This window comes from Spirillospora sp. NPDC029432 (assembly GCF_040703975.1).
Lineage (GTDB): Bacteria > Actinomycetota > Actinomycetes > Streptosporangiales > Streptosporangiaceae > Spirillospora.
The window spans coordinates 84,970-97,695 of the sequence record NZ_JBEZWH010000013.1; the positions used below are offsets into that span (position 1 = coordinate 84,970).

Below are 12,726 nucleotides of genomic sequence, written 5' to 3' on the forward strand. Positions count from 1 at the left end.
GTCCCTACTTGAGGTCGGCGTCGTCGGCGCGGTGCACCCAGGCGGCGAACGTCTCGCCCTCGGTGCGCTGCTCGTCGAACTTCCGCACGACCCGCTCGACGTAGTCGGTGAGACCGGCCGAGGTGGTCTTCAGCCCGCGGACCTTCTTGCCGAACGTGGCGCCGAGCTGCCCGCCCAGATGGATCTGGAAGCCCTCCACCTGGTCGCCGTTCTCGTCCACCACCAGCTGGCCCTTGAGGCCGATGTCGGCGACCTGGATGCGGGCGCAGGCGTTGGGGCAGCCGTTGACGTTGATGGTCAGCGGCTGGTCGAAGTCGGGCAGCCGCTTCTCCAGCTCGTCCATCAGGTCCATCGCGCGCTGCTTGGTGTCGACGATCGCGAGCTTGCAGTACTCGATGCCGGTGCAGGCCATCGTCTGGCGGCGGAACGTGGACGGCCGGACCTGGAGGTCGTGCTCGGCCAGCGCGGCGGCCAGCGGCTCGGTGTTCTCCTCGGGGACGTCGAGGATCACCATCTTCTGCTCGATCGTGTTGGCGACCCGGCCCGACCCGTACCGCTCGGCCAGGTCGGCGATGGTGCCGAGCAGCTCGCCGTTCACCCGGCCGACCCGCGGGGCGAAACCGACGTAGTAGTTGCCGTCGTTCTGGAGGTGGATGCCCACGTGGTCGCGCTGGCGGACCGGCGGGGGCGGCTCGGGGCCGTCGGGCAGCGCGTACCCGAGGTACTCCTTCTCCAGCACCTCGCGGAACTTCTCCGCGCCCCAGTCCTTCACCAGGAACTTCAGCCGGGCGCGGCTGCGCAGCCGCCGGTAGCCGTAGTCCCGGAAGATCGAGGTGACGCCGTGCCACACCTCGGTCGCCTGCTCCGGCTTGACGAACACGCCGAGGCTCTGCGCGAACATCGGGTTGGTGGACAGCCCGCCGCCGACGAACACCTGGTAGCCGGTCTCGCCGGCCTCGTTCACCACGCCCACGTACGCGATGTCGTTGATCTCGTGGACGGTGCAGTGCGCGGTGCAGCCCGACAGCGCCGTCTTGTACTTGCGGGGCAGGTTGGAGAACTCGGGGGAGCCGATGTAGCGGTCGTGGATGTCGCGCAGCTGCGGCGTCGGGTCGATGACCTCGTCGGCCGCGATCCCGGCCAGCGGGCATCCGATGATGGTGCGCGGGACGTCCCCGCACGCCTCCATCGTGTGCAGGCCGACGGCCTCCAGCGCCTCCCAGATCGCCGGGACGTCCTCGATCCGCACCCAGTGCAGCTGGACGTTCTGCCGGTCGGTGATGTCGGCGCTGCCGCGAGCGTACCGGGTCGAGACGTCCGCGATGGTGCGCAGCTGCGCCCCGGTCAGCTGCCCGCCGTCGATGCGGACCCGCATCATGAAGTAGCGGTCCTCGAGCTCCTCGTCCTCGAGCGCGCCCGTCTTGCCGCCGTCGATGCCGGGCTTGCGCTGGGTGTAGAGGCCCATCCAGCGGAACCGGCCGCGCAGGTCGGCGGGGTCGATCGAGTCGAAGCCGGTCTTCGAGTAGATCTCGATGATCCGGTTGCGGACGTTGAGCCCGTCGTCGTTCTTCTTGTTCTCTTCGTTCTTGTTGAGCGGTTCTCGGTAGCCGAGGGCCCACTGGCCCTCGCCCTTCTTGCGCTTGGTCGCAGGTGGCACGGCGCGATCCTCATCCATCGTGTGGTGGGGACGCGTAGCGCACCGGCAGTCATGAGCGGCCGGCTCGACGCTGAGCAGGAGTGGGTGGAACGTGACGCCGATGCACCACGCGCCCGTCTAATACAGGGGGCGTGGTCGGGGCGTCACGGACAGATCGCGCTGCGGACGCGCAGGAAGTCCACGTGCCGGCGCATCACCAGCAACGGATCCGCAGCAGTCATACCCGAACTCTGACATGCCGTCTCGCGGGCTGTCCAGTTCCGTCCGGCATGCGGACAGGTGAGATGCGTCATCCTTGACGCCTCCAGTTCACCCGCGGCTCGGACCGCTCCGCCTCGTCCGGCGGCGCTCCGCCGCTCTCGCCGGCGGCGTCCGCGCTCCGCCCGCTCCGCGCGGACGGCTTGTGCTGGCAGTCGCACCAGGACCCGCCACGGCACTCCTCGTGGCGGTGGTCACGGCACGCTTGGCAGATCACCCCTCGATTATCGCCGACGCCCGCCGGTGCCTGCTCCGCGCCATGCCCCGAGAGCCGGATGTGATGTTGGGCCGGAAACCGGTTCCGTACGTCAAAGCGGGTATGAACGCGGACGACGCCCTACGGTGTATCGGTGTGACCACGGTTTCGGACACCACGGGCACCCCGGCGGAGGAGGGCGACGCGGACACGGGGCGATGGGGGACCGCGCTCCGCGCTCTGTCCCGGAACGGCCTGCGCGAGCGGCTGATCGTCGCGCGCGGGCGGGCGCGCGCCGTCCCGCGGATCTGCTGGCAGCTGGTCCGCGACACCGCCGTCGCCGCGTTCCGCTACCGGGTGACCGGGCTGGCGGCCGAGGCCGCGTTCTTCGCGCTGCTGTCGCTGCCGCCGCTGGTGATCGGGCTGATCGGCACCATGGGCCACTTCCGCGGGGTCCTCGGGCCCGGCACGGTGACCGAGATCCGCGGCTGGCTGATCGAGCAGGCGCGGACCGTGCTGACCGGGCCGGCGGTGGACTCGGTGGTGGTGCCGCTGATCGACGACGTGATCCGCGGCGGCAGCCCGGACATCGTCTCGATCAGCTTCCTGATCTCGCTGTGGGCGGGCTCCCGGGCGACCAACGTCTACATCGACACGATCACCATCGCGTACGGGCTGTCGGGCATCCGCGGCGTGATCCGCACCCGGCTGCGCGCGTTCGCGCTCTACCTGATCGGGCTGCTGATCATGATCGTGCTGATCCCGCTGCTGGTGGCGGGGCCCGCGCTGGTGCGGCAGGCGCTGCCGGAGAGCGCCGGGTTCATCCCGGTGGCGTACTGGCCGGTCGTGGTGACACTGTCGATCGCGTTCCTCGCGCTGCTGTACCACATGAGCGTCCCGGTGCGGAGCTCCTGGCTCCGCCAGGTCCCGGGCGCGGTGGTCGCGCTGCTGATCTGGATCCTGGGCAGCTTTGCGCTCCGGCTCTACCTGGCCGGCTCGCTGGCCGGGGTGTCGGTGTACGGGTCGCTGGCCGCCTCGATCGCGGTGCTCGCCTGGCTCTACGTGGCGGCGCTGGCGGTGCTGATCGGGGCCGCGCTGAACGCCGAGATCGACCGCCGCTGGCCGAGCCCCGGCACGGCGCTGGCGCGGGCCCGGCGGGAAGAGGCGGCCGCGGGAGGCTGAAGGTAAAAACTGTCCGGATTTGCGGTCGGATATTGCTAAATGTGTCGTAACCTCGCGTTCCATGACCCCCCGCGAGGAGCCCGGACGGCTGCGCACCGTGACCGGAACGATCTCGACGTCCGACATCACCGGACCGGTGCTGCCGCACGAGCATCTCCAGCTCGACCTGCGCTGGCCGGCCCGCCCCGCGCTGCTGGACGACGACCCGCGCCGCTGGCTGGACGAGGAGAAGCCGGTCACCCGCGAGCTCCACGCGCTGCGCGCCGGGCACGACCTCGGCCTGGTCGTCGACCTCACCTGCACCGGGATGGGCCGCAACGCCGCCGCGCTGGCCCGGATCGCCGCCGGCTCCCGGGTCGCGGTGGTCGCCGGCACCGGCTTCCTCGCCGAGCCGTTCCACCCCGCCTACGTCGCCGAGTCCGGCGTCGAGCAGCTGGCCGAGCGGCTGCTGGCCGAGATCGGCTTCGGCATGGACGGCACCAACGCGCTGCCGGGCGTCATCGGCGAGATCGGCACCTGGGGCGAGGCCCCGACCGCCGCCGAGGAGCGCTGCCTGCGCGCCGCCGCCCAGGCCGCCCGCTACTCCGGCCTCGCGGTGGCCACCCACGGCCGCGCCGGGCTGACCCAGCTGGAGATCCTCACCGCCGCCGGGCTGCCCCCGCACCGGGTCGCGGTGGGCCACCAGGACCTGGTGGACGAGCCGGCCGCGCACCGCAAGATCGCCGAGGCCGGGGCGTACGTGTCGTTCGGCTCCCTGGGGCTGGCCGCGGGCGACCCCGAGGCGCTGGACCGCCGGGTCCGCAACGTGATGGAGTTCCTGGACGGCGGGCACGCCGACCGGCTCCTGCTGAGCACCGGCGTCTCCCGGATGACCCAGATCACCCGGTACGGCGGCACCGGCTTCGGCTACCTGTTCGAGACCTTCCTGCCCGCGCTGCGGGCCGCCGGGGCCGACGAGGCCGCGCTGCGCGCGATCGTGCGCGACAACCCCCTCCGCTGGCTGGCCGCCACCGGTTCCTGACCGCGCGGGCGCCGGGCGGGCGCGGCGTAAATGGGTAGGTCACAGGGCGACAGGTGTTCCGCCGCGTCCCCAGAAGGGGGTGACGCCCGATGCGCTGGAACAGGACGGCGCACGAGACCGACCTTCCCGTCCGGCTGCCGTTCGCCGACCGCGCCGAGGCGGGCCGGGTGCTCGCCGAGCGGCTGGTGCCGCTGGGCCTGGACGGCGCCGTGGTCCTCGCGCTGCCGCGCGGCGGCGTCCCGGTCGGGTACGAGATCGCCCGCAGGCTGACGAGCCCGGAGCGGCCCGTACCGCTGGACGTCCTGGTGACCCGCAAGATCGGCTATCCGCCGCAGCCGGAGCTGGGCGTGGGGGCCATCGCCGAGGGCGGCGAGCCGGTGTTCGACGAGGACCTGCTGGCCCGGGTCGGGCTGGACCGCGCCGACCTCGCCCCGACGGTGGCGGCCGAGCGCGCCGAGCTGGAGCGCCGCGTCCGGACCTACCGGGGCGGGCGCCCGCTGCCCGAGGTGGCGGGCCGGCCGGTGATCGTGGTGGACGACGGGCTGGCGACCGGCGGCACGGCCCGCGCGGCGGTGCGGGCCCTGCGCGGGCGCGGGCCGGCCCGGCTGGTGCTGGCGGTCCCGGTGGGCGCCGCCGAGACCGTGCGGGCCCTGGAAGCCGAGGTAGCCGAGGTGGCCGCGGCGGCCGCGGCGGAGGGGGGCGCGTCCGGCGAGGTCGTCGTCCTCGCGGCGCCGTGGTCGTTCCGGGCGGTCGGCCAGTGGTACGGCCACTTCGAGCAGCTCGCCGACGCGGACGTGACCGGCCTGCTGGAGCGCGCCGCCCGGGAGCGGGAGGAGGGCCGGTGAGCAGCGTTCACCTTCCGGCCGGCGACGTCCGGCTGGAGGGCGACCTGGTGGAGCCGGCCGGCGCCCGCGGCGTGGTGGTCTTCGCCCACGGCAGCGGCAGCGGGCGGCACAGCCCGCGCAACCGGCGGGTCGCCGCCGCGCTGAACGCGCACGGCTTCGGCACCCTGCTGTTCGACCTGCTGACGGCCGAGGAGGAGGAGAGCGACCGGTGCAGCGCCCGGCTGCGGTTCGACGTCCCGCTGCTGGCCGGGCGGCTGGGCCGGGTCGTGGACTGGGTGCGGGCCGACGACCGGGCCGCGGGGGACGCGGCAGGGGCGTCGGGGGCGTCGCGGGCCGTGCGCGGGCCGGTGGGGCTGTTCGGTGCCAGCACGGGCGCCGCGGCCGCGCTGGTCGCCGCCGCGGCCGCGCCGGACGACGTGGCGGCGGTGGTGTCGCGGGGCGGGCGGCCGGACCTGGCGGCGCACGCGCTGGAGGAGGTGCGGGCGCCCACGCTCCTGCTGGTCGGGAGCCGTGACCTGGAGGTCCTGTCGCTGAACGAGCGGGCGCTGGAGCGGATGGACCCGGCGGGCGGGCACGCGCTGGCGCTGGTCGCGGGGGCCGGGCACCTGTTCGAGGAGCCGGGCGCGCTGGAAGAGGTGGCCCGGCGGAGCGCGGAATGGTTCACCGCGAATTTGCGGAAATAGCCCGCATTGCCGGGCCGGGTGCGGTATCAGGGAAGGTCGCGCGCGCCATTCCCGGATTGGCGGCCGTGATCGGTTTTCAAGGATTCGCTGAAAGGGCGCGCGGAGAAGCGGCCGGAGTGGTAGTAGGGGCGGTAGTAGAACGTCCGGCGGGGCCGTTTGCGCGTCCCGCCGGAGCGGGCAACGCAAACGGCCCCGCCGGGCGGGGCCGTACGTTCTGATTCCGGTGGCGTGCCGGGGTGCGCGAGGGGAGCCCTTGCGGCGCCTGGTCAGGCGGCGTCAGGCGGCGTTGGCGCGGCGCATGCGGCGCCGGCGCTCGGACGCGCGCTCGTCTTCGTTGAGGCCGCCCCACGTGCCGTACTTCTCGGGCCGGGACACCGCGTAGTCCAGGCAGTCCGAGCGGACGGGGCAGCCCATGCAGATCTGCTTGGCCTTGCGCTCGCGAATCTCGCGCTCGGGCTGACGCTCGCCGTCGGGGCCGAAGAAGAGCACGAGGTCTTCCCCCCGGCACGCCGCGGCGTCCTGCCAGCCCCAGCTGGGACGAGGGAGGTTTGCCTGCCGACGTACCTGAGCCATGGAACACCCACCTTGGTTGGTTTACGAACAAAAAACGACATGGACGCTCGACATGCTCCGAAGACAGGTGTCTGAAGCGCCGAATGGTCCAACGTCTGGAGTTGCCGCTCTGTTCCCCTCCGCCCGGTTCGCCGGGCGACCGAGGGGCCGTGCGACAGGGAGACCCTCTAAATGGGGCCTTGGAGAGATTACACGAGGGCCGCTTCGTTGAGAAGGGTGATGTCCCTAACAATGTAGGTCCGGAGGTTCTCCCGGCACTCGGAGCCGTACTCCTGGCCGCACGGATCGGGCGGTACGACGCTCTGAAAGATCACTCGGTAACGGTTCTGCCGAGCGCGCACCAGCGCCTCGTACGGTCCCGTTCCGGTGACCGATTCCACGGTCACGGCGTCGATGTCGAAGATCTTCGAATGCTCCCGCACGAAGTGCTCGGCCGCCTGCACGGGTTCGGGCCGCCCGGCCCTGCCGCGCAGCCGGTCCGTCGTGACCTGGCCGTTCAGGTACGCCTCGATCGCCGCCGTGGCCTCCTTGGGGCCAAGGTCGCCGTAGTACAGAGCGTGGGGAAGACATACGAGATTGGCTGCGTAGCGATCGCCGCCGACGTGGGTTGTTTCCCACACAAAAGGGTCGAAACGCGCGGACAGGTATCGGGCCAGCGGCGCCCCCGTGCGGGCGCAGCAGGCGTTGCGGCGGCCGTGCGTGCAGACCAGCAGCACCGGGTCGTCCACCGGATCGCCGAAGCCGGGCCGCTCGCCGGCGGCCAGCGCGCGCAGGTCCAGGTCCGCCAGCGCGGCGGGATCGTCCAGCTCCCGGCCCTCCAGCCACGCCCGGCCGGAGCCCGCGCCGTCTCCCGAGAACCCCGCGTACACCTGGACGGGCGGGACGCGCCGCCGCCGGCCCGCCCTGCGGATCAGCTGCGGCCGGACCCCGGCGGCCAGGGCGGCGCGCACGGTCTCGGCGATCGGGGCGGGGCAGGCGGCGGAGTCGGCGAGGTGCTCGATCCGCTCGGGCCACGGGCCGGGGTGCTCGATGAGCAGCCAGCTGTGCGCCTTCACCGTGGCACTGGCCAGGCACGGCCGTTCGCCCGAGTGGCTGCCCGGGCAGTGCTCGCAGCTGTCGCGGCGCGTCAAGCCGTCCCCCCCAGCTCTCCGTCGGGTCATGGCGATCGTCGATTATTAGGTTAGGGTAACCTAACTCACTCCGCCGAGGGGTGCCAGGTGACGCTCGTCATACCGAATCCGGGACGATTCCTTGCCTGGTGAGTGCGGTCTCGGCCGCCGGGAGGGCCGCGTCGCGGTCGGCCGCGACCAGCCCGATGCGGGTCCGCCGGTCGAGCAGGTCGCCCGCGTCCAGGGCCCCCTCGTGCCGGACGGCCCAGTCCAGCTCCGCGCGCGTGACCGGCAGGCCTGGGACCACCGGCTCCAGTGCCCCGGCGCCCTCCTCCCGCGCGAGCGCGGCCAGCAGCGGCGCCTCCGTCCCGTACCGGCGGACGAGGCGGCGCGGCGCGTCCAGCCGGGCCAGCCGGTCCGGCGGCGCGGCGCCGACCAGGGGGATCCGCGCCGTGCGGCTCGGCCGCCCGCACTCCACCCGGCCGCCCGCGAGCACGGCGTCCACCGCGTCCTGGGCCATCCGCCGGTACGTGGTGAGCTTGCCGCCGACGACCGTGACGACGCCGTCCGCCGAGGTCAGCACCTGGTGGCGGCGCGAGATGTCGGCGGTGGCGCCCTGCCCGTCGTCCAGGAGCGGGCGCAGGCCCGCGTAGGCGCCCGCGACGTCCGCGCGCCGCACCGGCAGGTCGAGCGCCGACCCCAGGATGTCCAGCAGGAACCCGATCTCGCCCTCGGACGGCACGGGCACGTCGGGGATCGGGCCGTCGGCCGGCTCGTCGGTGAGGCCCACGTAGACCCGGCCGTCGCCCTGGGGGAGCACCAGCAGGAAGCGGGCGGTCGCGCCGGGCACCGGCACCTGCACGCCCGCCGTCAGGCCGCCCAGGCTCTCGGCGCGGACCACCAGATGGGTGCCGCGCGAGGGCCGCAGCCGCACGCCGTCCACCAGCCCGCCGGCCCACACCCCGGCCGCGTTGATCACCGACCGGGCGCGGACGGTGAGCGTCCGCCCGGTCAGCTCGTCCCGGACCTCGGCGCCGTCGCCGGTGACGGCCAGCGCCCGGCAGCGGGTGAGGATCCGGGCCCCGTGCGCGGCGGCGGTACGGGCGATCGCCGTCACCAGCCGGGCGTCGTCGGCGAGCTGCCCGTCCCAGGACAGCAGGCCGCCGCGCAGCCCGTGCGGGCGCAGCGCGGGCGCCAGCCGGAGCGTCTCGACGGCCGACAGCCGGCGCGGGCCCGGCAGCAGGGCGCGCGGGGTGCCGGCGGCCGCCCGCAGCGCGTCCCCGGCGGCCAGCCCGGCGCGGGTCAGCGCGGCCTGGCGGTGCGGCACCAGCGGCGTCAGCGGCAGCACGAACGGCAGCGCCCGCACCAGGTGCGGGGCGGTGCGCGCCATCAGGACGCCGCGCTCGACGGCGCTCTCATACGCCACGTCCACCTGCCCGGAGGCCAGGTAGCGCAGACCCCCGTGGATCAGCTTGGAGCTCCAGCGGGAGGTGCCGAACGCCAGGTCGCGGGCGTCGATCGCGGCGACGCTCAGGCCGCGCGCGGCGGCGTCCAGCGCGGCCCCGGCTCCGGTGGCGCCGAGCCCGACGACCAGGACGTCGACGACCTCGTCCGGCAGGGCGGCCAGCTCGCGCTCGCGGCGGGCGGCGTTCAGGGAGGAGCGCCCGGGGGCGGCGGGGGGAGGGGTCATGGGGCGAGGGTCCTCTCCAGGATGTGCGCCAGCTCGGTGTCGAACGCGGCGTCGTCCAGTTCCGGATCGCCGCCGCCGGTCACCGTCCGCGCGGACAGGGCGAACGACTGGACGACCAGCAGCAGCGCGCGGGCCTGCCGGGCGGGATGGCCGGGCCGGATCGAGCCGTCCGCGTGCCCTTCCCGCAGCGTGCCCTCGAACATCTCCAGGAACGCCAGCTGGCTGGTGCCGAGGCGGTCGAGCATGTACGGCAGCAGCAGTTCGGGATCGACTTCGATGATCTTGCGGAGCAGCGGGTGCGAGCGGACCGCCCGGACGCCCTCGACCAGGCCCGCCACCAGCCGCGCCCGCGCCGGGCCGGTGCCGGCGGGGGGCTGCGCGCCGAGCGCGGCGGCCAGCCACTCGCGGGTCATCAGGTCGCCCACGATCGTGCGGACGTCGGGCCAGCGCCGGTAGAGGGTCATGCGCGAGACGCCGGCGCGCCGCGCGATGTCGGTCAGCGTCGTGCGGCGCACGCCCACGGCCAGCACGCAGTCGCGGGCCGCGTCCAGCACCCGGTCGTCGCCGGTCCTCTTGTGACGTTCTGACGTCATATGTCACAGTGTAAGACATGGAGACGCGGGACATGCTGTGGAGCGGGTGGGGCGACCCCGCCAGGGCCACGCCGCTGCCGGAGACGGTGGTCGGCCTGCTGCGGGATCTGCTCGGCGTACGGCCCGCGGCCGCGCCGCCCGTCCCGCTGGACGGCATCGCCGTACCGGAGCCGCGCCTGCCGGACGCCGTCCTGGCGGCGCTCGCCGGGGCGGCCGGCGGGCCCGGGCACGTGCGCACCGACCCCGAGGCGCGGATCCGGCACACCCGCGGCAAGTCGACCCCCGACCTGCTGCGCGTCCGCGCGGGCGAGGTCGCGGACGCGCCCGACGCGGTCGTGCTGCCCGGATCGCACGACGAGGTCCTGGCCGTGCTGGCGGCCTGCGCCGAGCACGGCGTCGCGGTCGTCCCGTTCGGCGGCGGCACGTCCGTCGTCGGCGGCCTCGCCCCGGAGGGCGTGGACGCGTTCGTCACGCTCGACCTGCGCCGCATGGACGCGCTCGTCTCCGTCGACCCCGTGTCCCGCACGGCCGTGCTCCAGCCGGGGCTGCGCGCCCCGGACGCCGAGCGGCTGCTGCGCGAGCACGGCTTCACGCTGGGGCACTTCCCGCAGTCCTACGAGTGGGCCACGATCGGCGGGTTCGCCGCCGCCCGGTCCAGCGGGCAGGCGTCCGCCGGGTACGGGCGCTTCGACGACATGGTCGCCGGGCTCACCGTCGCCACCCCCGAGGGCACCCTCGACCTGGGCCGCGCGCCCAAGTCCGCCGCCGGCCCGGACCTGCGGCAGCTCGTGCTGGGCTCGGAGGGCGCGTTCGGCGTGATCACGTCGGTGACGGCGCGGGTCCGGCCGGTGCCCGAGGCGGCCGCGTACGAGGGGTGGCGCTTCCCGTCGTTCGAGCGCGGCGCCGCGGCGCTGCCCCGGCTCGCCCAGGACGGCCCGCCGCCGGTGGTGCTGCGGCTGTCGGACGAGACCGAGACCATGATCGGGCTGGCCGATCCGGCCGCGATCGGCGCCGCGCCCCCGGGCGCCGCGGGCTGCCTGGCGGTGCTGGGGTACGAGGGGACGCCCGGCGAGATCGAGGCGCGGCGGGCGGCGGCGGGCGCCGTGCTGGCCGCGGCGGGCGGCGAGCCGCTGGGCGCCGGGCCGGGGGAGAAGTGGGAGCACGGCCGCTTCAACGCCCCGTACCTGCGCGACTCCCTCCTGGACGCCGGGGCGTTCGCCGAGACGCTGGAGACCGCAGCGTTCTGGTCCGGGATCCCCGCCCTGTACGAGGCGGTGCGGGCCGCCCTCATCCGCGAGCTGTCGGGCGCGGGCACGCCGCCGCTGGTCATGTGCCACATCTCGCACGTCTACCCGGCCGGCGCGTCGCTCTACTTCACCGTGGTCTCCGCGCAGGGCGCCGACGACGCCGTCGCGCACTGGGCCCGCGCCAAGCACGCCGCCAACGACGCGATCATCGCCGCCGGCGGCACGATCAGCCACCACCACGGGGTGGGCACCGACCACCGCGACTGGTACGCCCGCGAGATCGGCCCGCTCGGCATGGAGGTGCTGCGGGCGGTCAAGGCGCGGGTCGACCCGCGCGGCATCCTCAATCCGGGCATCCTGGTCGAGGCGGGCCCGCCGCGCGCCGTCCCTCACAAGGAGTAAGCCGTGCCGTCCCCCCGTACGTTCACCGCGCTCGTCAACCCGTCCGCCGGCGGCTCGGCCGCGGCGGCGAGGCTCGTCCCGCTGGCCCGGCTGCTGCGCGACGCCGGGGCCGAGGTCGTCGTGGAGTACACCCGCGGGCTGGAGCACGCCACCGCGCTCGCGCGCGGCGCGGCCGGGGCGGGGCACGTGGTGCTCGGCGTGGGCGGCGACGGCATGGTCGGCTGCGTGGGGGGCGCGCTGGCGGGGACGGGTGCGGTGTTCGGCATCGTCCCGGCGGGCCGCGGCAACGACTTCGCCCGGCAGCTGCGCGTCCCGTCCGGGCCGGCGGAGCTGGCGGAACTGCTGCTGGAGGGCGAGCCGCGGCCGGTGGACGCGGTCGAGGCGAACGGGACGCCGGTGCTGGGCAGCGTGTACGCGGGCGTCGACGCCGTGGCCAACGACAACGCCAACAAGTCCCGGCTGCTGCGCGGGCAGGCGTCGTACTACGTCGGCGCGCTGCGGGCGATGGCGACCTGGCGGCCCGCCGCGTACCGGATCACGGTGGACGGCGAGGTGCTGGAGCGCCGCGGCTACACGGTCGTTGCGGCCAACTCGGGCTACTACGGGTTCGGCCGCCGGATCGCCCCGGGAGCGCGGGTGGACGACGGGCTGCTCGACATCGTCGTGATCGGGGACGCCCCGCGCCCGCTGTTCTTCGCGGTGATGCGCGAGTTGTCGGACGGCTCGCACGTCCGCCGGCCGCAGGTCGAGGTGCTGCGCGGCCGCGAGGTGCGGATCGAGCTGGCCGAGCCCGGCCGGACGCTCCCGTACGGCGCGGACGGCGAGCTGCCGGGAACACTCCCGGTGACCGCCCGGATCATGCCCGCCGCGCTGCGGGTGCTGGCCCCCGCGGATCCGCCCGAGGATCCCCCCGGACGATTTTGAGACGGCGTATGGGGCGATTTACGCCCGCATTACGGACGCCCGGATAGCGTGGACAACGTCCCTCTTCAGGGACCTTCGGGTCGTCTGCGGAGGCATCATGAGAAGGCGAGAGCTTCGCCGTTCTGGGGGGACTCATGATGCCCGCGGGCACCCGGGTCGTGAGGGCGCCGGTGTCCATGGGGGTTGGCACCGGCGCCCGTTTACGGCCCTCCCGTCATCACGCTGAGTGAGATCGGGATCTCGTTCCGGCATCGGACCCGCATCGACCGGATCACCTCCTCTATTGGCGCCGGCCAACTTCTTGGTCAAATGGCCGCCCAACGGCCCCGCCGGTACCGCTCTGCCC

Annotated in this window: 11 protein-coding genes; 6 read left to right on the top strand and 5 right to left on the bottom strand. The window is 74.4% G+C overall.

Translation table 11 applies throughout. The features are described 5' to 3' along the window. Positions 1 to 4: 4 nt before the first annotated feature. Positions 5 to 1,675, bottom strand: coding sequence for a nitrite/sulfite reductase (locus tag AB0881_RS13445; RefSeq protein ID WP_366616879.1), 1,671 nt, complete (start codon positions 1,673 to 1,675; stop codon positions 5 to 7). A gap of 592 nt (positions 1,676 to 2,267) precedes the next feature. Between AB0881_RS13445 and AB0881_RS13450 the strand changes: the two genes are divergently transcribed. The 4 genes from AB0881_RS13450 (at position 2,268) to AB0881_RS13465 (ending at position 5,842) form a co-directional block, all read left to right on the top strand. Continuing rightward, positions 2,268 to 3,293: a YihY/virulence factor BrkB family protein gene (locus AB0881_RS13450; protein ID WP_366616880.1), complete on the top strand. Its 1,026-nt coding sequence runs from the start codon at positions 2,268 to 2,270 to the stop codon at positions 3,291 to 3,293. Positions 3,294 to 3,354: 61 nt separating this feature from the next. Next, entirely contained in the window at positions 3,355 to 4,314 is a 960-nt protein-coding gene (locus AB0881_RS13455) for an aryldialkylphosphatase (protein ID WP_366616882.1), read from the top strand. 89 nt (positions 4,315 to 4,403) lie between these two features. Further along, a complete protein-coding gene (locus AB0881_RS13460) occupies positions 4,404 to 5,159 on the top strand; it encodes a phosphoribosyltransferase family protein (protein ID WP_366616884.1) in 756 nt (251 codons plus the stop codon). Further along, a complete protein-coding gene (locus tag AB0881_RS13465) occupies positions 5,156 to 5,842 on the top strand; it encodes a dienelactone hydrolase family protein (protein WP_366616885.1) in 687 nt (228 codons plus the stop codon). The genes AB0881_RS13460 and AB0881_RS13465 overlap by 4 nt, the downstream gene beginning before the upstream one ends. Before the next feature lie 276 nt (positions 5,843 to 6,118). Here the strand turns inward: AB0881_RS13465 and AB0881_RS13470 are convergent, their stop codons facing one another. The 4 genes from AB0881_RS13470 to AB0881_RS13485 form a co-directional block, all read right to left on the bottom strand. Then, positions 6,119 to 6,415 (bottom strand): WhiB family transcriptional regulator, encoded by a 297-nt coding sequence (locus AB0881_RS13470; RefSeq protein WP_156215350.1) that lies wholly within the window; start codon positions 6,413 to 6,415, stop codon positions 6,119 to 6,121. A gap of 188 nt (positions 6,416 to 6,603) precedes the next feature. Next, positions 6,604 to 7,545: a sucrase ferredoxin gene (locus AB0881_RS13475; protein WP_366616886.1), complete on the bottom strand. Its 942-nt coding sequence runs from the start codon at positions 7,543 to 7,545 to the stop codon at positions 6,604 to 6,606. 97 nt (positions 7,546 to 7,642) lie between these two features. Further along, positions 7,643 to 9,214, bottom strand: a complete 1,572-nt coding sequence (locus AB0881_RS13480) for a glycerol-3-phosphate dehydrogenase/oxidase (protein WP_366616887.1) — start codon at positions 9,212 to 9,214, stop codon at positions 7,643 to 7,645. Next, positions 9,211 to 9,807 (bottom strand): TetR/AcrR family transcriptional regulator, encoded by a 597-nt coding sequence (locus tag AB0881_RS13485; RefSeq protein ID WP_366616889.1) that lies wholly within the window; start codon positions 9,805 to 9,807, stop codon positions 9,211 to 9,213. The genes AB0881_RS13480 and AB0881_RS13485 overlap by 4 nt, the downstream gene beginning before the upstream one ends. 17 nt (positions 9,808 to 9,824) lie before the next feature. Between AB0881_RS13485 and AB0881_RS13490 the strand changes: the two genes are divergently transcribed. Next, positions 9,825 to 11,456, top strand: coding sequence for an FAD-binding oxidoreductase (locus AB0881_RS13490; RefSeq protein ID WP_366616890.1), 1,632 nt, complete (start codon positions 9,825 to 9,827; stop codon positions 11,454 to 11,456). A 3-nt stretch (positions 11,457 to 11,459) separates the two neighbouring features. Then, positions 11,460 to 12,380 carry a diacylglycerol kinase family protein gene (locus AB0881_RS13495; protein ID WP_366616892.1) on the top strand — a complete coding sequence of 307 codons (921 nt, stop codon included), beginning with the start codon at positions 11,460 to 11,462 and terminating at the stop codon, positions 12,378 to 12,380. Positions 12,381 to 12,726 lie beyond the last annotated feature (346 nt).

Bases quoted from the DNA above. Each gene is read 5' to 3' on its own strand.
- AB0881_RS13445 (WP_366616879.1), bottom strand. From the start codon at position 1,675: ATGGATGAGGATCGCGCCGTGCCACCTGCGACCAAGCGCAAGAAGGGC.
- AB0881_RS13455 (WP_366616882.1), top strand. From the start codon at position 3,355: ATGACCCCCCGCGAGGAGCCCGGACGGCTGCGCACCGTGACCGGAACG.
- AB0881_RS13460 (WP_366616884.1), top strand. From the start codon at position 4,404: ATGCGCTGGAACAGGACGGCGCACGAGACCGACCTTCCCGTCCGGCTG.
- AB0881_RS13470 (WP_156215350.1), bottom strand. From the start codon at position 6,415: ATGGCTCAGGTACGTCGGCAGGCAAACCTCCCTCGTCCCAGCTGGGGC.
- AB0881_RS13480 (WP_366616887.1), bottom strand. From the start codon at position 9,214: ATGACCCCTCCCCCCGCCGCCCCCGGGCGCTCCTCCCTGAACGCCGCC.
- AB0881_RS13485 (WP_366616889.1), bottom strand. From the start codon at position 9,807: ATGACGTCAGAACGTCACAAGAGGACCGGCGACGACCGGGTGCTGGAC.
- AB0881_RS13490 (WP_366616890.1), top strand. From the start codon at position 9,825: ATGGAGACGCGGGACATGCTGTGGAGCGGGTGGGGCGACCCCGCCAGG.